The organism is Rhodobacteraceae bacterium D3-12 (assembly GCA_025916135.1).
GTDB lineage: Bacteria > Pseudomonadota > Alphaproteobacteria > Rhodobacterales > Rhodobacteraceae > JAKGBX01.
Genome location: CP104793.1, coordinates 1,765,378 through 1,786,532 on the forward strand (window position 1 = coordinate 1,765,378; position 21,155 = coordinate 1,786,532).

The window sequence follows — 21,155 nt, forward strand, 5'->3', positions numbered from 1 at the left end:
CGTTAAGGGGGGATGTGCGTAACCTGATCCGCGAGGAGGAGACGGAATGGAGCCGATCACGCTAAGCTTGGAAATGGTCGTTGTGCTGGCGGTTCTGGCGCTGACGGTGGTTTTGTTCGTGACCGAGTTCTTTCGCATTGATTTCACCGCGATCCTGATGATGGTCTTGCTTGGCGTGTTGAGCCAGCTTCCGGGGATGGGGGAACTTGCTGATCCGGCGCATTTGTTTGACGGTTTTGCCTCAAATGCGGTGATTTCGATCATTGCGGTGATGATTATCGGTGCCGGGTTGGACCGGACCGGGTTGATGAGCAAACTGGCGGCGGTGATCCTGCGACATGGCGGGCGCACCGAGGCCAAGATCATTCCGATCATATCGGGCACGGTCGGGGTGATTTCGTCGTTTATGCAGAATGTCGGGGCGGCGGCGTTGTTTTTGCCTGTGGTGAGCCGGATTTCCGTGCGCACGGGGCTGCCGCTGAGCCGGTTGCTGATGCCGATGGGGTTTTGCGCGATCCTTGGCGGGACGATGACGATGGTGGGCTCGTCGCCGCTTATCCTTTTGAATGATTTGATTATTGCGTCAAACCACTCGCTTCCTGAGGGGCAGAAGATGGAGACCTTCGGGCTGTTTGCGGTGACGCCTGTCGGGGTGGCGCTCGTGCTGTCTGGGATCATCTATTTTGTGCTGTTGGGGCGTTGGGTTTTGCCGGTGCGCGACTCGTCCAGCGGGCGCACGTCGGGGCAGGGGGTTGGGGCCTATTTACAGCAAACCTATGGGTTGAAGTCGGACATCGTTGAGGTGATTTTCCCGGCAGGTAACCTGCTTGAGGGGCAAGAATTTCGCGACATTATGGTCGCGCATAACCTATATATTATAGGCTCTTACCATGGCGGTAAGCGGTATATGACGCCACCGGTCGCGACGAAAATTCAGACGCCCTGTCGGCTCGCCATATTGGGACGGCGCAAGACCATCGAAGAGGTTGCCAGCTGGTATGGGCTCGAGGTTTTGCAGGAGCTCGACATTTTTGCCGAAGATTTCGCCCCCACGGTCGCGGGGGTTGGCGAGGTGGTTGTGCGCCCGTCCAGTCCGGTGATCGGCAAGACGCCACTGGAGCTTGCCATGCGGCGGACCTATGGAATGAGCCTGTTGGCGGTGCATCGCACGGGGCAGACGTTCAGCCTTGTGGAAACACAAGAGGAAGCGGCCGACGATATTTTGAACATTCCACTGCAGGAGGGCGATACGCTGGCCGCGTTCATGACATGGGATGCGCTCGCCAAGATGGGGCAGAACCGCGATTTCGTGGTGGTGACGACGGATTTCCCCCGCGAGGAGATGCGACCCAAGAAAGTTGGCTGGGCGGTGCTGTTTTTTGCCATTGCTCTGGGGTTGATCCTGTTCACTGACATGCGCTTGTCGCTGGCGCTTCTTGTTGGGGCGGCGGGGATGATCGGGGCGCAGGTTCTGCGGATTGACGAGGCCTATGATGCCGTGAGTTGGCAGACCGTTTTCCTGCTCGCGAGCCTTATTCCATTGGGTCAGGCGGTGCAGGAGACTGGCACGGCGGCGTGGATTGCGCAGCAAATTCTGTTGCTTTTGGAGGGCTGGCCGATCTGGGCATTACAGGTGGGGGTGGCGGTTTTGGCCACGGTGTTCACGCTGGTTATGTCGAATGTGGGCGCGACTGTTTTGCTGGTGCCGCTGGCGGTGTCAATTGCGTTGGAAGCGGGGGGAGATCCGGCGATTTTTGCGCTGACTGTGGCGATATCGACGTCGAATTCATTCCTTATCCCGACGCATCAGGTGAACGCCCTGATCATGGGGCCGGCGGGGTATAAGGTGGCGGATTTTGTACGTTCCGGCAGCGTGATGACGGTGATCTTTTTAATCGTGTCGATGGTCATGATGCAACTGGTGTATTGACCTTAAACGAAGCGGGACACCGTGATATGGCGGCGGTTTTCCTTCGCTCGCACTGGGCGGCGGCCCGGAGGCTGTTTTAATCTGACGGCCAGACTGCCCCCCCGAAAAGGTTTCGGATAGACGAAGAGGCAGCTTAAGCGGTTTCTTCCAAGGCTTTGATAATGGGCGAGAAATCGGCAGCTTTGAGGGAGGCGCCGCCGACGAGCGCGCCGTCTACATTGGGGACGCGGAAGATGTCTGCGGCGTTGTCGGGCTTGACAGAACCGCCGTAGAGAATGCGCGTGCCGCGCCCGACGCCAGCGCCGAAGCGGCGTTCGAGGCGGGCGCGGATGAAGTCATGCACTTCGCCGATTTGGGCGAGCGTCGGAACCTTGCCAGTGCCAATAGCCCAGACCGGTTCATAGGCGATCACAAGGGTTTCAGCGGTGGAATTGTCGGGCAGGGACGCTGCGAGTTGGCCCGCGATAATGTCGAGTGTGTTGGAGCTTTCGCGTTGATCGAGGCTTTCTCCAACGCAGATTATTGCTGTGAGACCAAGGGCTTGGGCAGCGCGTGCTTTGGCGCGGACGGCTTCGGAGGTTTCAAAATGATCGCTACGGCGTTCGGAGTGGCCAAGGATGACATAAGAGGCGCCGGCGTCTTGGAGCATGGCGGCGGAGAGTTCGCCGGTGTGGGCGCCAAGGGCGGCGGCGTGGCAGTCCTGACCGCCGGTCGCGAGCGCGCTGTCTTGGGTGAGTTGCGACATGCGGAAAAGCAGCGTTGAGGGGGGCAGATCAGCACGTCGATGGCGGCGGATTTGTGAGCCTTAACAAGGGTTTCCACCTCGAACAGATCGGCGCTAACGCCGTTCATTTTCCAGTTGCCTGCTGCCAGTTTACGCCGCATCACGATCCCTCATATCACCAAGTTCCGAGGGTGGTGATACCGTGATGTGGCCTCTGAGGAAAGGGGGCGTTGGTCAGTTCTGACCCTGGGTCAGATTTTCGTCGAATTTGATCGATTCACCGCAGCCGCAGGCCTCGGATACGTTCGGGTTGTTGAAAACAAAACCGGCCTCTAAGAGGTTGATTTGATAGTCAATTTCCGTGCCAAACAGGAACATCTGGGCCATCGGAGCGATCATGACGCGCGCGCCTTCTTGTTCGACCACTTCGTCGTGGGGGTCGACCTCATTCACGTAGTCCATAGTGTATTCCATGCCAGCACAGCCGCCTTTTTTGACGCCAATGCGAAGCCCTTGGTGGCCGTCTTTGGCCATCAGTTTCGCGATTTGTGCGGCGGCTTTGTCTGTCATGGTGACGGCCTGTTTCCCAGGAATGCCAAACATGAGCTTCTCCTTCCAGTCCGTTGATTAGATTACATAAAGCCTAGTTCTAGGCGGGCTTCGTCGCTCATCATGTCCATGCCCCATTGGGGTTCCCACGTGAGATCGACATCAACCGATTTCACGCCCGGAACCGGGCCGATGGCTTCGGCGACCCAGCCGGGCATTTCACCGGCCACGGGACAGCCCGGAGCGGTGAGGCTCATGATGACACTGACATCGGATTCATCGGAAATCTCGATCGTGTAGATCAACCCGAGATCGTAAATATTCACTGGAATTTCAGGGTCATAAACCGTGCGGCACGCATCCACGATCGAATCGTAGAGCGGGTGCGATGTGGTTGACGGCGCGATTAGCGGGGTGCCTTCGAGTGGCTCGGTGTGTTCGGTCATGGGGGCCTCGGCGTATTTCCTGATAAATCATATAAGGATCGTGGTGCAGGCCGTAAAGGGGGGGCGGTGCGACAAAGGTTAATCGCACCGATCGGTGTGATTTAGGGGGGTGACCTTCGGCTGACTTCCGGCTGCAATGCGTATGACATCCGATTCCTGAATATGTTAACGCGCGTTAAGGTTAATTCAGCGTTCGGTGCGGCCTGACGTGGCGTTGAAACCATGGTGCGGCGCATGCTGTGGCGCGGTTAAAATCCGTGACGGATTTTTGGCTGATTTCCGTGACGGAAATCAGTTGGCTTTCCAGCGAGAGCGCGCTTCGTGCGCGATGCGATCGGGGTCCATGAAGTGCGAGACCATCACCTCGGTCGCGGAGTCATAGGCCGAGGCGATGTCCATATCGAGGTGCGCATTGGTGCAGGCTTTGCCCGCCGCGATCGGGCCGAGGTTATAGGCGGTCATCGCGTGGGCGAGGTCGTTGACATGCGCCGCAATTTCTGAGGCGGGCTTCACCTCGTTTATCAAGCCGGCGCGCAGGGCCCATGCGGCGTCTTTGGGCGCGCCGGTGAGCAAGAGCTCCATCAGGTGTTTGCGCCCCACCGCGCGTGACACGGTCACGGCAGGCGTGGTGCAAAAGCCGCCATTGCGCACACCGGGCAGGCAGAATGTGGCCGCATCGGTGGCGAAAGCCAGATCACAGGCGGCGACGATTTGCAGCCCCGCGGCGGTTGCGATGCCTTCGACGCGCGCGATGGTGGGTTTGGGGCAATTGGTGATCGCCTGCATCATCGCGGCGCAGGCCTCGAACAGGCGGGTGAGGAAGGCTTCGCCCGAGTCATCATCGTCGCGGTGGCGGGAAATTTCCTTGAGGTCGTGACCGGCGCAGAAGATATGGCCCGGCCCATGCAGGATCAGCACGCGCGTGGCGTCATCCTGGCTTGCGGTGGTGACGGCCTCGTGCAGGGCGGTGATCATAGCGAGGGAGAGCGGATGCGCCTTGCCGTTCAGCAGCGTGAGGGTCGTCATGCCGTCAGTTGTTTCGCTATGGACGAGGTCGGCGGTGGTCATCTGGTTCATGTAAGCTCTCCTTCTTGGGCGGGAGTGTGGCGCAAGGGGGGGCAACTGTCCATGGCTGGCGCGGCGCGAGGGGCGAGGAGGAAACGCTTGGGACCGCGCGCAACCGAAGTCTAACATTGGTTGCGTGTCGGGCGAATGTCGGGCGGGTTTTCGCGTGCTGCCCCCTTGGCAAAGCCCGCGTCTTGCGCCAAGAGCGGTGACATGTCGGAAAAATTCTCATTCAAGCTGAAGGCCACGGATGGCGCCGCGCGCACCGGGGTGATCGAAACGCCAAGGGGCGAGGTGCGCACGCCCGCGTTCATGCCCGTGGGCACCGCCGCCACGGTCAAGGCGATGCTGCCCGAAAGCGTGCGCGAAACCGGCGCCGATATCCTGCTTGGCAATACCTATCATTTGATGCTGCGTCCCGGTGCAGAGCGGGTGGCGCGTTTGGGCGGCTTGCACAAGTTCATGAATTGGGAGCGTCCGATCCTGACCGATAGTGGCGGGTTTCAGGTGATGAGCCTTGCCGGGTTGCGCAAGCTGACCGAAGAGGGTGTGACCTTCAAGAGCCATATTGACGGCTCGAAACATGTGCTGAGCCCCGAGAGCAGCATGGAGATCCAGCGCCTGTTGGGCAGCGATATCGTGATGTGTTTTGACGAATGTCCGGCCCTGCCTGCGGATCGCGAACGGATTGCCGAGAGCATGCGCCTGTCGATGCGGTGGGCGGCGCGGTCGCGCGACGCGTTTGGCGACCGGCCGGGTCATGCGTTGTTCGGGATTATGCAGGGCGGGCTGGAGTCTGATCTGCGCGAGGAAAGTGCCGAGGCGTTGAAGGCAATCGGGTTTGAGGGCTATGCGATTGGCGGGCTGGCCGTGGGCGAGGGGCAGGAGGCGATGTTTGATTGTCTCGACTATGCGCCGGGGTATTTGCCCGAAGATCGCCCGCGCTATTTGATGGGTGTGGGCAAGCCGGATGATATTGTCGGCGCGGTGAAACGCGGTGTGGACATGATGGATTGCGTGTTGCCGAGCCGTTCGGGACGGACGGGGCAGGTGTTTACGCGCCGTGGTGTGGTCAACATCAAGAATGCGCGTCATGCGGATGACCCGAGGCCGCTCGATGAGGCGTGCACATGTCCGGCGTGCCGGAGTTATTCGCGGGCCTATTTGCATCATGTGTTTCGCGCACAAGAGATGATTTCGGGGATGCTTTTGACCTGGCACAACCTGCATTATTTCCAAGAGATCATGGACGGCATGCGCGGCACGATTGCCGAGGGGCGGTTCGAGGCCTGGGAGGCGGCGTTTCATGCGGGCCGGGCCGAGGGCGATATAGAGCCGCTTTGAGGTGAGAGCGGAACGGTGGGACGGCGCTCCTGCTGTGCGCAGGTCGCCCCGCCCGCCGTCCCGATGCCTCTGGCGGGGATATTTTTGGTCAAGATGAAGCGATTGGTGGGCGGATTTGCCCAGCGGGGCGAATTTGGAAGGCGTGGAAAGAGGGTGGATCTGCCGGGTTTGAGGCGGAAAACGCGCCGAAATTCGCGAAATTTGCACGAATTTTCGGGAAATGGGTAAAAAAGCGTCTGTAAAGGCGGGAAAAACACGGCTGTCTTAACTGCGAGGGCAATCGTGTCTTGCGGGCGCAGGCGTGGGCGGGCATTCTGCCGGGCAAAGGTTGAATCTGGCTCAGGCAAGGCCCAGATTAACTTTCCGGAAACGTGGAGATGCCTTGAACTGCCTCGATGAGGGGTCGGGCGTCTTGCCAAGAACAAGGACCAGAGCAAATTATGAGCATGCAAGAGCCACTGAACGCTTCTTACCCGGTGCTGCCGCTGCGCGATATTGTGGTGTTCCCACATATGATTGTGCCGCTTTTCGTTGGCCGTGAAAAATCGGTGCGCGCGCTGGAAGAAGTGATGGCCGATGACAAGCAGATCCTGCTGTCGAGCCAGATCGACCCGGCCATTGATGAGCCGGAAGCAAGTGGGATTTACAAGGCCGGGGTTCTGGCCAATGTGCTGCAACTGTTGAAGCTGCCCGATGGCACCGTGAAGGTGTTGGTTGAGGGTGTGGCGCGGGTGCGGATTACCGAATACCTTGAAAATGATAACTTTTTCGAGGCGCGGGCCGAGTATTTGACCGAAATGCCGGGCGATGCGGCGACGCTTGAAGCCTTGCAGCGCACTGTGACGGCGGAGTTTGAACGCTATGCCAAAGTGCGCAAGAATATCCCGGAAGAGGCGCTTGCGGCTGTGGCGGAAACCGATCAGTCGGCCAAGCTGGCCGATCTTGTGGCCGGGCATCTGGGCATTGAAGTTGACCAGAAGCAGGACCTGCTTGAGACGTTGAGCGTGAGCGAGCGGCTGGAGAAGGTGTATGGCCTGATGCAGGGCGAGATGAGCGTTCTGCAGGTCGAGAAGAAGATCAAGACGCGCGTCAAGAGCCAGATGGAGCGCACTCAGCGGGAATATTACCTGAATGAGCAGATGAAGGCCATTCAGAAGGAGCTGGGTGACGGCGAAGAGGGCGGCAACGAGATTGCCGAGCTGGAAGCCAAAATCGCCGAGACCAAATTCTCGAAAGAGGCGCGGGACAAGGCGGAAGCCGAGCTTAAGAAGCTGAAGAATATGAGCCCGATGAGCGCCGAGGCGACCGTGGTGCGCAACTATCTCGACTGGATGCTGAGCATTCCGTGGGGGGTGAAGAGCCGCGTCAAGAAGGACCTGCACAAGGCGCAGGACATTCTGGATCAGGACCACTATGGCCTTGAAAAGGTTAAAGAACGGATCGTTGAGTATCTTGCGGTGCAGCAGCGCAGCAAGAAGCTTAAAGGGCCGATCATGTGTCTGGTTGGACCGCCGGGCGTGGGTAAAACCTCGCTTGGGAAATCGGTTGCCAAGGCGACGGGGCGCGAATTTATCCGCATCAGTCTTGGTGGGGTGCGCGATGAGAGCGAAATTCGCGGGCATCGGCGGACCTATATCGGCTCGATGCCGGGCAAGATCATTCAGGCGCTGAAAAAGGCCAAGACGACGAACCCGCTTATCCTGCTCGATGAGATCGACAAGATGGGGCAGGATTTCCGCGGTGATCCGGCGAGCGCCATGCTCGAAGTGCTTGATCCGGAGCAGAATTCCACTTTTGTCGACCACTATATGGAAGTGGAATACGACCTTTCCAACGTCATGTTCCTGACCACTTCGAACAGCTATAACATGCCGGGGCCTCTGCTGGACCGGATGGAGATTATTCCGCTGGCGGGGTATACCGAGGACGAAAAGCGCGAGATTGCCAAGCAGCATTTGCTCGACAAGCAGGTCAAGAACCACGGTCTCAAGAAAGGCGAGTTCACGGTTGAGGACAGCGCGTTGACCGCGATTATCCGCCATTACACCCGCGAGGCGGGGGTGCGGAACCTTGAGCGTGAGATCGCCAAGATTGCCCGTAAGGCGGTGACGCGGATCGTTAAGAAAGAGGATGAGAAGATCGTCGTAAGTGACGAGAATATCGACGATTTCCTTGGCGTGAAGAAGTTCCGTTATGGGCTTGCTGAAGAAGAGGATCAGGTCGGTGTTGTGACCGGTCTGGCCTATACTTCGGTCGGCGGTGAGTTGCTGAATATCGAGGCGCTGCGTCTGCCGGGTAAGGGGCGGATGAAGACCACCGGTAAGTTGGGCGACGTGATGAAAGAGAGCATTGATGCGGCGTCATCTTATGTACGCTCGATCGCGCCGCAAATCGGGGTGAAACCGCCGCAGTTCGAGAAGTGGGACATTCACGTTCACGTGCCGGACGGGGCGACGCCCAAGGACGGGCCGAGTGCCGGTCTTGCGATGGTGACGTCGATTGTTTCGGTTCTGACGGGCATTCCGGTGCGCAAGGATATTGCGATGACGGGTGAGGTGTCTCTGCGTGGCAATGCGATGCCGATTGGCGGCTTGAAAGAGAAGCTGTTGGCGGCGCTGCGTGGCGGGATCAAGACGGTTTTGATCCCCGAGGAGAACGAGAAGGATCTGGCGGAAATTCCGGACAATGTGAAAGAGGGATTGAACATCATCCCTGTGAATCACGTCTCGGAAGTGCTTGAAAAAGCGCTGGTTTCTGCGCCCGAAGCCGTTGAGTGGGACGAGGCGGCCGAAGAGGCGGCTGCGGCTGCTGCTCTGGCGGCGAAGGGAGAGGGTTCGGGCGCGACGGCGCATTAAGCCCCGCGCCGGCTTTGCCCCGGTTTGAAAGAAATGGCTGGCCGCCTTTGGGATACTCTCCCGGAGGCGGCCGGTTTCGTTTTGGGGCTTTGGTTTGAGAGGAGGCGTTGGGGCGAGCCGCGGATACGTGATGCATAAGCGCGTGTCAGATGCATGCATCCGGTCGTTTTATGAGGAAAACCGCAGTGGAACAGGGGGCTGTGGCAACTTACCCTAGATATTGGGGGGGTAAGTTGTTAAGCTACTAGGCATAATAAAAACACCACTTCGAGTAGTTGTAACCAGAGGCGAGACAGACATGGCACCCCGCAAGACCACCGGCCGTAAGACGGCCACCACGACGCGTGCAGCGTCGAAAAAGACCACAGCATCCAAGGCGAAGAGCCCGGCCACCGCGGCGAGTGCGACGCGCAAAACGGCGGCGAAAAAGCCCGCCACGACGGCGCGTAAGAGCGCGAGCAAGGCTCCGGTCGCTGGGGGAGCGAGCGTTACGCCGGAGGTTGCGGTCAAAGACGCGGTGAAAACACCGGTAAAGGCTTCGGCCAAGGTTCCGGCGGCAGCGCCTGTGGAGCCGGTTGTGGTGAGCGAAGTCACCCCCGTTGTGACCGGCGCGACCCTGCGCAAGAAAGAATTCATTGAACTGGTGACCGAAAAGGCCGGGATCAAGCGGCGCGACGCAAAGGCGGCCCTTGAGGCGGCGCTTGAGGTGTTGGGCGAGGCGATTGCCGACGGTCAGGAAATCAACCTTCCGGGTTTTGGCAAGCTCAAGGTCACACGCAGCAAGACGCTGTCGAACGGGAAGGTGTTTACCACGCGCATTCGCCAACCTCTGGTCAAGCCGGATGAGGGCGGAACGGACAAGGCCGGGTCAGAGGCTGCGGGCGATAAAGACCCACTTGCAGAGGCTGCCGAGTAACGCTAGAAGCCCCCGCAATGGGTGATTAGCTCAGTGGTAGAGCGCTTCGTTCACATCGAAGATGTCAGGAGTTCAAATCTCTTATCACCCACCAACTATCTGGTTTTTTTGAGAGACAGCGGCAGCTGCGCGGGTTGATGGGATGACCTGCGCGTATCGCTTTTGGCGTTCCTTTTGGGGAGGGCTTTTCGGTGCGCGCATTAACGTTTTCAGGGGTCACTCAGCTTGTTCGTTAGCGTCGAAATTTAGCGGCTGAACGGGCGGGGCAACCGCACGGGCGGCGCATTGTTTTGGTCTTTTCGCGGCGTCACGCGGTTGTGAGGCGGCGTGCGAAAGGGGATTGGTTTTGGCGCGCTCCTGATTGGAAAAAATTGTTTTAAAACAGGTGTTAGGAAGGGTTTCTTTATAGGCTCTCAGCACTCCCGGCTGACGCGGGGGAAGCAATGGGGTTTGAAGTTTTATCGGAACCATCGTCGGTTGCGCACGTTGTTCGACCACAGCCTGAAACGGCACCAACGACGAATGGAGAGACCAATGAAAACCCTGATTCTGAGCGCCGCCCTGACCAGTACTCTTGCCCTGACCGGTGCAGCCCATGCAGATAAGATGATGGTCAAGGACATCGACGTGATGACCGATATGGCGGCGATTGAAAACGCCAAGGCCGCCGGTGTGTGGAAAACTGTTGATGGCACGCTGGAGGAAGCGCTTCTGGCCCGATTGACCGACCGCATCAGCGACAAAGGCGCCATCATCACCATTGATATTGACGAGGTATCGCTCGCCAACAACTTCGAGATTGCCAACAATCTCGCTGACTCGACTCTGAAAGGCTGGGTCAAGATCGAGCGGACCTATGACGAGAAGGGCGAAGTGGTTGAGCTTCCCGAAGAGCTTTATGAGCTGAGCGTGACCGCTCTGGAAGCCAAGGCCTATTACCCGGAAGGCACCGATATGGAGACGGTCAAGGTCAACAGCGATGTGTTCTACACCGCGATGATCGCCGCATTTGCCGATAACGTGGTTGAAAAGCTGCAATAACGCTTTGATGGCGTGGCGGGGGATTTGCCCCGCTGAATGAGCAATGACGCGACTGGCCCGGCTGTCTTGAATGACGGTCGGGCCAGTTCTTTTGTGGTCTTTTGTGCTGTGACGCTGCGGGTGGGGTTGCCAAGGGGGATGAGCGCGGTTTTCTTTGGGGCGAAACCTTTTAGGAGATCGAGCGATGATGACCTTGCCACCTTTATACTTTTTGCGTCACGGCGAGACAGATTGGAACCGCGACAAGCGTATTCAGGGGCAGATGGAAAGCGAGTTGAACGAGCGCGGGCAGGGGCATGCGCTGCGTCAGGGCGAGATCCTGAGCGGGTTGGCGCTGCCCGAAGAGACACGGGCCTATTGCAGTCCGCAAAAGCGCACCCGTCAGACGGCGGAGCGGGCGTTGGCGCCGATCGGGATCGAGCCGGTTTTTGATGAGCGGCTGAAGGAGGTCCATATGGGCGACTGGCAGGGGCTGTATTATCCGGATGTCATTGCCTCGTCACCGGCGCTTGGGCAGATGGGGATTGTCGAGCTGTGTCTGTCGAGCAGCGGCGAGGGGGAGGATGAGCTTTGGGCGCGGGCAGGGGCGTTTCTTCGGTCGGTGCAGACGCCGGCGATTGTGATCAGCCACGGCATTATGTTGAGTTTTCTGCGGGCCAAGGCGCGCGGGTTGAGTGTGGCGGATATGGAAACGATGGAGCGCAAGCAGGGCGTGGTTATTGAACTGCGCGACGGGGTGGAAGTGACGCACAGTTAGATAGTTAGACTGGCGGTTTGGCAGGCTTGGGGTGGCGTGTTTCTGGAAAGAAGCAAGGGCGCGTCAGAGCCGCATCAGATAGGTTTGATGACCGTCGAGCACCAGCGTGCCGGATTGGTTGTGGATGGTGATGGCGAGGGTCATCGTGCCGGTGGTGTCGCGTTTGTCCAGTTTGGTGATCGTGAACGTCGGGTAGAGTGTGTCGCCGAGGTAGACCGGGGCGCGGAAACGTGAGGATTGATCAAGAAAGCCGATCAGGGCTTCGCCCATTTGGTGGGCGAGCGGGGCGGCACCGATGGCGGCCTGAATCAGCGTTTGATAGCCATGCGCCATGAGGTCACGGTGGCCGAGCCGTTCGAGATAGGCGCGATCATAGTGGATCGGGTGATTGTCGCCGCTGGCGGTTTGAAAGGCGGCAAAGAGGGCGGAGGTCATGGTGCGCGAGGGGGCGCGAAAGACTTCGCCAAGTTCAAAATCATCGAAGGGGCGCGTCGGGTGGGTTTGGTGTTTGGTCGGATCGAACGTCATGATTTGGCTCCTGATTTCGGTTTTGCGCAGGGGAGCCGAACCGGTGACGGAAGGTCAAGTGGAATGTGATGTGCAATCGGTGTGGAAAAGGGCTTGCAAGGGACGCGCGGGCGCGGTAATCAGCCACTCGGTTCCGGGTCGTTAGCTCAGTTGGTAGAGCGCTTCGTTTACACCGAAGATGTCGGGAGTTCGAGCCTCTCACGACCCACCATTTCCCCCTCCGGTTCTTGGATGTAGGTTTGCGCCTTTGACCTGAGCGCAGCGTGCGACTTGTGCGTAGCGTGGTTGCTGCATGCTCTGGTTGATCGGCGTGGCATTCGGGCTGTGATGAGTGGCCGCGCTGATTTTTGGCATATTCCTAGACTTGTTAGTCAGTTCCCCTATGCTCGTTACAATGCATCCGCGTGTTTCTGGGGAGAGGCGATGCCGGAAATTGTGATAGCCGACGACGACTCTGGATTTTTAGAAGTGCTCTCTGCATTTAGCGAGCGTGCCGGTTGGTCGGTGAAAACCTGTTTGAATGGCGGAGATATTCTGGCGGCGGTTTCAGAAGGGCGGTCACCGGTTTTGGTGTTGATTGACATCAATATGCCGGTGATGGACGGGATCGCGGCGATCGAAGAGATCATTTTGGTGAAGCGGCCTATGCGGCTGCGTTTTATGTCCGGGGGCGCGGATGCGCCGATGTTGGCGGCCAAAATGATTGCCCAGGCGCGTGACCTGCCAGTGGGTAACAGCATTTACAAACCGGTCGAGCGCGAAAAATACGTGGCCATGTTGGGCGAAGAGGCCATTTTGTTGGATGCGATGTCCGTAACGCGAAACGGCTGGGCAGAGGGCGGCGGAGATAGCGGCGCTTGATGGGAACGGTGCGCTTGCGCGCATGATATGGAGCACGGGCGCGATTGAATGAGAGACATTGTTACTGCCATTATCCATAGTTTTCCGGCCTATCTTTTGCTTGGTGCGGCACTGTATTTCGTGCTGGTTTATCACGGCAAGACGCGCCGGGGACGGGTGCATGAGGCGCTGATTGGGTTTTCGTTTGCTGTCACTGCGTTGATGTTGGTGCATGGCGCCTATGTGATGCCGATGGGTGGTGCGATCATCAGCGGCGTTGCCGGGCCGATGTTTTTTGCAAGCTATCTGGGGGGGCCGATTGCCGGGCTTTGGGCTTTTGTCTTTAGCGGTACGGCGCGGTATTTTGTCGGAGGAGATGTGGCGATTGTGGGGATCGTCGCGCAGGGGCTCTACGTATTTGGCGGGCTGTTGGGACGCAAGCTTGCCCCGGCGGACGAGTGGTATCGCCCACCGCCGCGCGCGCTTGGTGTGGCGCTTCTTTTCTTTCTTGCGCTGCATAGTCTTTCGGTCGTGTGGGGTGTGGCGCGGGGCAGTCTTAGCGCTCTTTTGACAGAGACCGTTCTGTTGTTGGTGTCATACCTTGTGGTTGGGGCGTCGCTTGGTCTGACGTGGTTGATCATACGGCATGTGGGGACATTATCCGGCGTCACGCGCGAGAACAGCCTGCGCGGACAGCAATTGCACATGCTATATGAGGAAGCCGGGGTAGGGTCATTCCGGTTTGATGCTGAGCGTGCCGATTTTGTGCACGATCAGAGTTTTTCGACATGTATGGTTTGAACGATGTTCCGGAAAGCCAGCAGCGCGACGTCTATTTCAGCCTTTTGCACCCGGATGACCGCGAGGCCTTGAATGCCGGGATGCAGAAAGGGCTTGAGGGGGACCGCTCGGTGACGAGCGACATCGGGCGCGTTTACAAGACGAGCGGCGAGTTGATGACCGTCAAGCGGGTCTGGCGGATTGGCGGGGGCGCGGACGGGCGGCGCACGGACGGCTTTGGCTTGCATATCGACTTGACCGATTTCGAGAAACTCAACCAAGCGCATGACGAGGCTCTGGAGCGGCTGAAGCTGGCGACCGAGGGGTTTCCGGGGCTTGTTTATCAAGGGATTTGGAAGCCGGGGCAGGTGGTCAAACATCTCTATCTGAGCGAGAGATCCGAGGAATATTGGGGCGTTACCCCGCAACAGGTCTATGACGACCCGCAGTTACTGGACGCGGAAGATTTGGATAAAGACGTCGACGCGGCCGTTGCCTTGATGCTTGAGAGCGCGCGCAGTGGCGCAGCGCTCTATCGGCGTCTTGAGATAAAGACGGGGGTTGCCGATTTTCATGGCGCGGTGACCGACCTTGGTGATGGCACTTATCGGATTGATGGTGTGGTGGTGGATGTGACGGCAGAGGTTGCTGCGCTGAAAGAGGCGCAGCATCAGGCCGTGATCGCCAATCGCGCGCAACGCATGGAGAGCATCGGCCATCTGACCGGAGGTATCGCGCATGATTTCAACAACCTGTTGGCTGTCATCATGGGCAATCTTGAGCTGCTCTATGAAAGCGAAACTGATCCGCTGCGCCGCGGCCAGATCGAGGCGGGGCTGGAGGCCAGCAGGCGTGGGGCCGATCTTACCCGGTCGATGCTGGCCTTTGCGCGTGAGGCGCCGTTGAAGCCGGAGGTGCTTGACCTTAACGCGGTGGTCCGCTCGGCCCAACACTGGATGCAGCGGGCCTTGCCCGAGACGGTTGAGGTTGAGACATCGCTTTTGGCGGGTTTGTGGCGCACCGAGCTTGATGCGAGTTCGCTGGAAAGATGTCTATTGAACCTGTTGTTGAATGCGCGTGATGCGATGGACGGCACGGGCAAGTTGACGATTGAGACCACCAATGCGCGGATTGATGAGCTTTATGTCGATCAGCGCGATCACGAGCTTGAGCCGGGGCGGTATGTCATGCTTGCCGTTAGTGATACGGGCTGCGGGATCGCGCCCGAGGCGTTGCACCATATCTTTGACCCGTTTTACACCACCAAGGAGACCGGGAAAGGCTCTGGGATGGGCCTGCCGATGATTGAAGGGTTCGTCAAACAATCCAATGGCTCGGTGCAGGTGTATACGGAGCCGGGCGAAGGCACGACCATCAAGCTGTATTTTCCGGCCGTGACGGGGGCTGTAGCAGAGATGCCGCGCGCGCAGGCGGGGGAGGCGGAACGGGCCTCTCACGGGCAACATATCCTGTTGGTTGAGGATGAAGAGCAGGTTCGCAAGGTTCTGGCGGCGTCGCTGCGCCGGGCGGGGTATCGCGTTACGCCGGCGGAGAGCGGGGATCAGGTGCTTGAGATTTTCCAGAACGCCGAGGGGTTTGACTTGCTGGTCACGGATATTGTGATGCCGGGTGTTTTGCAGGGGACAACATTGGCCAAGGCGATACGCGGGCTGACGCCGGAGTTGCCGATGATTTTCATGTCGGGCTATGCCACGGAGGCGACGGTTCACGGCAATGGTTTGCGCCCTGAGGACATCCGTTTGATGAAGCCGGTTCCGAGGGCTGATTTCCTCATGGCGGTGGCGCGGGCGCTGGCGTCGTGACTGGTTAAGGCGAGGCTGGCGTGTGACTGGCTTGTGACTGGCGCGACGGTGGTGTCACCCGGGCGAGAGGTTGCGATCATGGCCACAAGGAAAAGACGTTACGGCACCGGGGGCGAAGTGGGGCGCGGCGCAGGGTGACAGACCGCGACAGGCACGTCAAAGTGGCCTGTAAGGGGAGGATGTTCATGCGTTTACATGACATGTTGATTGACGCCGCGCGCGACCGGGGAGCCGAGTGCGCGGTGATTGATTTTGACGATGTACGTTATGACTGGGCGACGATGCAGCGCGGGGCGCAAGCGGCCAGCGATGTGTTGCAGGCCAAGGGCGTGCGGGCGGGTGACCGGGTTGTGATCGTGCTGGAAAACGCGGCGGTTGCCATGGCGGCGCTGTTTGCCTGTTCGATGCTGGATGCGATTGCGGTACCGGTAAATGCGCGGCTGACCAAGGCCGAGCTTGACCGGATTTTGGCGCATTCGGATGCGGCGGCCGCGGTGTTTAGCGTGGCCACGGGCAAAGCGCCGCGCGCGCAGGCCGAGGCCTTTGACGCCGAGAGCGTGGCACTGCCGGTGGGCGAGATGGCCGTTATGGCGCGCGCCGGAGCCGTGCCGGAGCCGGTTGAGACCGACAACGCGCGCGCGATCGCGATCATGCTTTACACATCGGGGACGACCGGCGCGCCGAAGGCTGCCATGCTGAGCCATGCAACGATGTTGGCCGGGGCGGCGGCGAGCGAGGAAATGCGTGGCATCGTGGCGTCGGATGTCACCTATCTTGCGCTGCCGTTGAGCCACATCTTTGGTTTGGTGACCTTGCTGGCGGTGACGCGGGCCAAAGCCTGTGCGCGGCTGGAAGCGCGGTTTGACGTGGCGCGATTGTATCAGGCGTTGAAAGAGGATGTCACCGTTTTGCCGGCGGTGCCACAGATGCATGCGCAGTTGTTTCACTATGCGCGGGAGCGTGGTGAGGGGCGCTATAGCAAGGGGATTTTGCGGTTTGCCTCCTCTGGCGGGGCGCCGCTTGATCCGTCATGGAAGCGCGAGGCCGAGGCGTTTTATGGCATCGCGTTGCAGAATGGCTATGGGCTGACCGAGACGGCAGCGGGGGTTTGTGCGACGCGCAGCGAGAAGGGCGATCCGGATGTGTCCGTCGGCGTGCCGATGCTGGGCAGTGAGTTGCGTATCAACCTTGAGGCCCCCGGCGCACAGCCCGAGCAGGGCATCGGCGAGATCGAAATTGGCGGGCCGCAAGTGATGCTGGGTTATTTCAAGGACACCCCGAGCAGACGGCAGCGGTGATGACGCCGGACGGGTGGTTCAAGTCAGGCGACCTTGGGAGGATGGACGATAAGGGGCGGTTGTTTATCGTCGGGCGGACCAAGGAGTTGATCATTCACTCCGGGTTCAACGTCTATCCCGTAGAGGTTGAGGCGGCGTTGAGTGAGCATGACGATGTGATCATGGCGGCGGTTGTTGGTCGCAAGGTCGAGGGCAACGAAGAGGTGATCGGCTTTGTCGCCTGCAAGCCGGATGCCGGTGTGAGCGAGGACGCGATAAGGGCGTTTTTGCGCGAGCGGTTGGTGCCCTATAAGGTGCCGTCGCGGATTGTGATTGCCGAGAGCCTGCCAGCCGCGCCGACAGGGAAGATCCTTAAGTCGGTGCTGTTGGATCATTTTGCGGAGGCCTTGGGGTAGAGGGGCTGCGCGGTTTGGCATGGACTGGACCATTCGGTGGAATGGGCGGAGTTGGGTTCTTCCATCGCTGGCAAAGGTCGGGGCTAGCTCACTCAGACCGCTGACTAAGGTGGGGGGCAGCCTCCCACACCGCAGGTAAAAGTGGGGGGCCAGCCCCCCACACCCCCGGGATATTTTCAGTCAGATGAAGGGGGCCGGGTGACTCGTGAGAAAATGGTCGACGAGCGTGTGGTTTTTGGTGTCGCGGGTCAGGTGAGGGGGATGTAGGCGATCTCGCTCCCGGCGGGTTGGGCGGGGGCGTTGGGCGCGGAAATCGCGAGCGCGTTTGCTTGGGACAGGACCGTGAGGAGCGAGCTATCTTGACGTTCGAACACTGTGATCTGGCCATTTTCGACATGGGCGCGCTGGTAATGTTCGCGCGGGCCATTCGCGCCGAGGGGGCGGTGAGCGTCGCGGATTTGCGCGCGACGGGGGCAGGTTTGAACCCTTGTAGCGCGCGGATCAGGGGGGCGAGGAAAATGTGGCCGCAAACCATCGCCGAGACCGGGTTGCCGGGCAGGCCGACCATGACCGAGCCGCCCAAGCGCCCCGCCATCAGGGGTTTGCCGGGGCGCATGGCGATTTTGTAGAAGGCGCGCTCGAGCCCCATGTCGGCGGCGACTGTGCCGACCAGATCATGATCGCCCACGGACGCGCCGCCGATGGTGACGATGAGGTCGGCGTCTTTGGCGAGCGTGAGTGTGGTTTCGAGGCTTTCGCGGTTGTCGCGGGCGATCGGCAAGAGCCGGGGGGCCGCGCCGAGATTGCGCAGGAGGGCGTGCAAGCCGAAGGTGTTGGAGGCGATGATCTGATCGCGGCTTGGGGTTTCGCCGGGCATGACGAGTTCATCGCCGGTCGAGATCAGCGCGACCGAGGTGCGGCGGGTCACCGGCAGCTCGGCGATGTTCATCGCGGCGAGCAGGGCGATGTCTTCGGGGCTAAGGCGGCGCGGGGCGTCGAGCCTATGGCCGCTGGTGAAATCGGTGCCGAGTGGGCGGATGTTGGAGACGCTTTGCGGGGCGGTGATGGTGATGAGGGAGCCGCGCCGCTCGACGTCTTCCTGGATCACCACATGGCTGGCGCCATCGGGCACCGGCGCGCCGGTGAAGATGCGCACGGCGTGGCCGGGTTTGAGCGTGCCGTCAAAGCCGTGTCCGGCGGCGCTCTCTCCGATCACCTTGAACTGGGCGTGGAGGTCGACCTCTTCGGCTTTGAGCGCGTAGCCGTCCATCGCGGAGGAGGCAAAGGGGGGCTGGTCGCGGGTGGCGCTGACCGGTTGGGCAAGCACACGACCGGGCGCGTCAAGCAGCGGCACTGTTTCGCTGGCGAGCGGTGAGACCAGCGCGAAGAGTTCGTTAAGGGCGTCGGTGACGGAGATCATGATGCCTCGTAGCGGCCTGATTTTCCGCCGTCTTTCAGCACCACGCGGATGTCGGAGATGATCATGCCCTTGTCGACCGCTTTGACCATATCGTGCACTGTGAGGGCGGCGATGGAGACGGCGGTGAGGGCTTCCATCTCGACGCCGGTCTGGCCGGTGGTTTTGACCGTGGCCTCGATGTCGATGCCGGGCAAGTCGGGGTTGAGGGTGAGATCAACCGTGACCTTGGTGATCGGCAAAGGGTGGCAGAGGGGGATCAGATCGGGGGTTTTCTTGGCCCCCATGATCCCGGCGAGGCGCGCGACCGAGAGGACATCGCCCTTTTTTGCGCGCCCTTCGGAAATCAGCGTGAAGGTGTCGGGCTGCATCGACACGGACCCGCGCGCCACGGCAATGCGTGCGGTTACGGGCTTGTCCGAGACATCGACCATATGGGCATCGCCCTTGGCGTCAAAGTGGCTAAGACCAGCCATGTTATGCGGCTCCTGTGGCGGGGATCGGATTGGCGAGCAGCGTCTTGGTTGCGGCGGTCACATCCGGTTGGCGCATCAGGCTTTCGCCGATGAGAAAGCTGCGCGCGCCATAGCGGGCCATATCGGCGAGATCATCGGGCGTGGCGAGGCCGCTTTCGGAAATGACCAGACGGTCGGCGGGCACCCGGCGCGACAGGTTGCGGGTGGCGTCGAGCGTGGTTTCGAAGGTCTTGAGGTTGCGGTTGTTGATGCCGATCATCCGCGATTTGAGGGGGAGGGCGCGGTCGAGTTCTTCCTCGTCGTGGACCTCAAGCAGGGCATCCATGCCCCATTCGGTGGCGGCGGCTTCAAGCTCGCGTGCCTGCGCATCAGAGACCGAGGCGAGGATGATCAGGATGCAATCGGCCCCAAGCGCGCGGGCCTCGGCGACCTGATAGGTGTCATACATGAAATCCTTGCGCAGCGCGGGCAGGGCAGTGGCGGCGCGGGCCTGCGTCAAAAAGGGTTTGGCCCCCTGAAAGCTGGGCGTGTCGGTGAGCACCGAGAGGCAGGTTGCGCCGCCGGCTTCATAGGCGCGTGCCAGCGTAGCGGGGTCGAAGTCTTCGCGGATCAAGCCCTTAGAGGGGCTTGCTTTTTTGACCTCGGAAATGAGACCGTAGCCGGTTTTGCTCGCTGCGACGAGCGCATCCGCAAAGGGGCGGACGGGGGATGCTGCGCGCGCTTCGGCTTCGATGTCGCTTAGGGGTTTGGCGGCTTTGTCGGCGGCGACTTCCTCAAGCTTGTAGGCTTTGATGCGGTCGAGAACGGTGCCGGTGAGCGGTCCGGTCATGTGGCCTCCGATGTGAGTTTGGCGAGGGCGGTGATCTTGGCTTTGGCGGCACCGGAATCGATGCTTTCGCGGGCCATTTCGACACCTTGATGCAGGTCGGCGGCTTTGCCTCCGACTGTGAGAGCGGCGGCGGCGTTGAGCAGCACCGCGTCGCGATAGGCCGACGGGGTGCCATCGAGCAAGGCCTTGAAAGCCGTGGCATTTTCGGACGGTGTGCCGCCGATGATATCCTCGAAAGGATGCACGGGCAGGCCGAAATCTTCGGGGTGGAGCTCGATCTCGCGCACGGTGCCGTCTTCTTCGAGGGCGGCGACCCATGTGAGGCCGGTGATTGTCATCTCGTCGGTGCCGTCGCTGCCATGCACCAGCCAGGCGCGTTCGGAGCCCAGAGCGCCGAGGGTTTCGGCCATCGGGCGGATCATCGCGCGGGAAAACGCGCCGGTGAGTTGGCGTTTCACGCCCGCCGGGTTGGTCAGCGGCCCGAGGATGTTAAAGATCGTGCGGGTGCCAAGTTCTGCCCGGCTTGGCCCGACATGGGCCATCGCGGGGTGGTGCATGGGCGCCATCATGAATGCGATGCCGCACTCGCTCAGCGCCTTTTCAACCACCGCAGGGCCGACCATGACATTCACGCCCATTTGCGCCAATGCATCCGCAGCACCGGATTTCGACGACAGGTTACGATTGCCATGTTTCGCAATGGTTAACCCCGCGCCCGCCGCCACAAAAGCGGTGGCGGTCGAGATGTTGAGCGTGCCCTTGCCATCGCCGCCGGTGCCGACAATGTCCATCGCATCATCGGGCGCTTTGACCGTGTGGCATTTGGCGCGCATGACGCTGGCGGCGGCGGTGAATTCCGCGACCGTTTCACCGCGTGTGCGCAGCGCCATGAGAAAGCCGCCGATCTGGCTTGGCGTGGCATCGCCTTCGAACAGGATACGAAAGGCGGTTTCGGCTTCGCTGCGCGACAGCGCGCGTTCGGCAGCCGCACCGATCAGGGGTTTGAGGGCGTCGCTCATCTAAGCTCCGTGGGTTTCTGGGGCAAGGCAGCTGTTCGAGAACCCGGAAAATCCGAGGCGAAACAAGCGTTTGTGTCACATATGTTCTTCAACAGCAGCATCTTGCTCATTATTGGTCGCAAA

General features: G+C 60.2%; 17 protein-coding genes, 2 tRNA genes and 3 pseudogenes. 13 read left to right on the forward strand and 9 right to left on the reverse strand.

The genetic code is table 11. The annotated features are described in order from the left end of the window. Window positions 1-46 precede the first annotated feature (46 nt). Complete coding sequence (locus N4R57_08725; protein UYV39077.1) at window positions 47-1,930, forward strand: SLC13 family permease; 1,884 nt, start codon at window positions 47-49, stop codon at window positions 1,928-1,930. A 133-nt stretch (window positions 1,931-2,063) separates the two neighbouring features. On the opposite strand, the pseudogene tpiA reads toward N4R57_08725, so the two are convergent. From tpiA to N4R57_08745, 4 genes and pseudogenes are all read right to left on the reverse strand, one after another. Continuing rightward, window positions 2,064-2,815: pseudogene (gene tpiA / locus N4R57_08730) on the reverse strand (triose-phosphate isomerase). 73 nt (window positions 2,816-2,888) lie between these two features. Continuing rightward, window positions 2,889-3,257, reverse strand: a complete 369-nt coding sequence (locus N4R57_08735) for an iron-sulfur cluster assembly accessory protein (protein ID UYV39078.1) — start codon at window positions 3,255-3,257, stop codon at window positions 2,889-2,891. A gap of 29 nt (window positions 3,258-3,286) precedes the next feature. Next, entirely contained in the window at window positions 3,287-3,649 is a 363-nt protein-coding gene (locus N4R57_08740; protein UYV39079.1) for an SUF system Fe-S cluster assembly protein, read from the reverse strand. Window positions 3,650-3,940: 291 nt separating this feature from the next. Continuing rightward, on the reverse strand, window positions 3,941-4,726 hold the full coding sequence (locus tag N4R57_08745) for an enoyl-CoA hydratase-related protein (GenBank protein UYV39080.1): 786 nt from the start codon (window positions 4,724-4,726) through the stop codon (window positions 3,941-3,943). A 201-nt stretch (window positions 4,727-4,927) separates the two neighbouring features. Between N4R57_08745 and tgt the strand changes: the two genes are divergently transcribed. The 6 genes from tgt (at window position 4,928) to N4R57_08775 (ending at window position 11,627) form a co-directional block, all read left to right on the forward strand. After that, window positions 4,928-6,058, forward strand: coding sequence for a tRNA guanosine(34) transglycosylase Tgt (gene tgt / locus N4R57_08750; protein UYV39081.1), 1,131 nt, complete (start codon window positions 4,928-4,930; stop codon window positions 6,056-6,058). 446 nt (window positions 6,059-6,504) lie between these two features. Then, window positions 6,505-8,913 (forward strand): endopeptidase La, encoded by a 2,409-nt coding sequence (gene lon / locus N4R57_08755; GenBank protein ID UYV39540.1) that lies wholly within the window; start codon window positions 6,505-6,507, stop codon window positions 8,911-8,913. A 298-nt stretch (window positions 8,914-9,211) separates the two neighbouring features. Beyond that, a complete protein-coding gene (locus N4R57_08760; GenBank protein ID UYV39082.1) occupies window positions 9,212-9,829 on the forward strand; it encodes an HU family DNA-binding protein in 618 nt (205 codons plus the stop codon). Between the two features lie 19 nt (window positions 9,830-9,848). Continuing rightward, a tRNA-Val gene (locus N4R57_08765) sits at window positions 9,849-9,923 on the forward strand. A 440-nt stretch (window positions 9,924-10,363) separates the two neighbouring features. Next, window positions 10,364-10,870, forward strand: coding sequence for a hypothetical protein (locus N4R57_08770; protein UYV39083.1), 507 nt, complete (start codon window positions 10,364-10,366; stop codon window positions 10,868-10,870). 184 nt (window positions 10,871-11,054) lie between these two features. Then, window positions 11,055-11,627, forward strand: a complete 573-nt coding sequence (locus tag N4R57_08775) for a histidine phosphatase family protein (protein ID UYV39084.1) — start codon at window positions 11,055-11,057, stop codon at window positions 11,625-11,627. A 63-nt stretch (window positions 11,628-11,690) separates the two neighbouring features. Here N4R57_08775 and N4R57_08780 read toward each other — a convergent pair whose 3' ends face one another. Continuing rightward, the gene (locus tag N4R57_08780; GenBank protein UYV39085.1) at window positions 11,691-12,155 is read right to left on the reverse strand and encodes a MaoC family dehydratase; all 465 of its coding nucleotides are present in this window, start codon (window positions 12,153-12,155) and stop codon (window positions 11,691-11,693) included. Window positions 12,156-12,290: 135 nt separating this feature from the next. Here N4R57_08780 and N4R57_08785 point away from each other — a divergent pair. From N4R57_08785 to N4R57_08810, 6 genes and pseudogenes are all read left to right on the forward strand, one after another. After that, window positions 12,291-12,366: transfer RNA gene (locus N4R57_08785), tRNA-Val, on the forward strand. A gap of 116 nt (window positions 12,367-12,482) precedes the next feature. Next, window positions 12,483-13,016 (forward strand): response regulator, encoded by a 534-nt coding sequence (locus N4R57_08790; protein ID UYV39086.1) that lies wholly within the window; start codon window positions 12,483-12,485, stop codon window positions 13,014-13,016. Between the two features lie 48 nt (window positions 13,017-13,064). Continuing rightward, window positions 13,065-13,796 carry a hypothetical protein gene (locus N4R57_08795; protein ID UYV39087.1) on the forward strand — a complete coding sequence of 244 codons (732 nt, stop codon included), beginning with the start codon at window positions 13,065-13,067 and terminating at the stop codon, window positions 13,794-13,796. Then, window positions 13,784-15,598, forward strand: a complete 1,815-nt coding sequence (locus N4R57_08800; protein ID UYV39088.1) for an ATP-binding protein — start codon at window positions 13,784-13,786, stop codon at window positions 15,596-15,598. The genes N4R57_08795 and N4R57_08800 overlap by 13 nt, the downstream gene beginning before the upstream one ends. A 200-nt stretch (window positions 15,599-15,798) precedes the next feature. Then, window positions 15,799-16,931, forward strand: a pseudogene (locus tag N4R57_08805) (long-chain fatty acid--CoA ligase). A gap of 126 nt (window positions 16,932-17,057) precedes the next feature. Next, window positions 17,058-17,291 carry a hypothetical protein gene (locus N4R57_08810; protein ID UYV39541.1) on the forward strand — a complete coding sequence of 78 codons (234 nt, stop codon included), beginning with the start codon at window positions 17,058-17,060 and terminating at the stop codon, window positions 17,289-17,291. 248 nt (window positions 17,292-17,539) lie between these two features. Here the strand turns inward: N4R57_08810 and N4R57_08815 are convergent. The 4 genes and pseudogenes from N4R57_08815 to trpD form a co-directional block, all read right to left on the reverse strand. Next, window positions 17,540-18,711: pseudogene (locus N4R57_08815) on the reverse strand (molybdopterin molybdotransferase MoeA). Continuing rightward, entirely contained in the window at window positions 18,708-19,184 is a 477-nt protein-coding gene (moaC, locus tag N4R57_08820) for a cyclic pyranopterin monophosphate synthase MoaC (GenBank protein UYV39089.1), read from the reverse strand. The pseudogene N4R57_08815 and the gene moaC overlap by 4 nt, the downstream one beginning before the upstream one ends. Window position 19,185: 1 nt before the next feature. Beyond that, window positions 19,186-20,013 carry an indole-3-glycerol phosphate synthase TrpC gene (trpC, locus tag N4R57_08825; protein ID UYV39090.1) on the reverse strand — a complete coding sequence of 276 codons (828 nt, stop codon included), beginning with the start codon at window positions 20,011-20,013 and terminating at the stop codon, window positions 19,186-19,188. After that, on the reverse strand, window positions 20,010-21,032 hold the full coding sequence (gene trpD / locus N4R57_08830) for an anthranilate phosphoribosyltransferase (GenBank protein ID UYV39091.1): 1,023 nt from the start codon (window positions 21,030-21,032) through the stop codon (window positions 20,010-20,012). The genes trpC and trpD overlap by 4 nt, the downstream gene beginning before the upstream one ends. Window positions 21,033-21,155 lie beyond the last annotated feature (123 nt).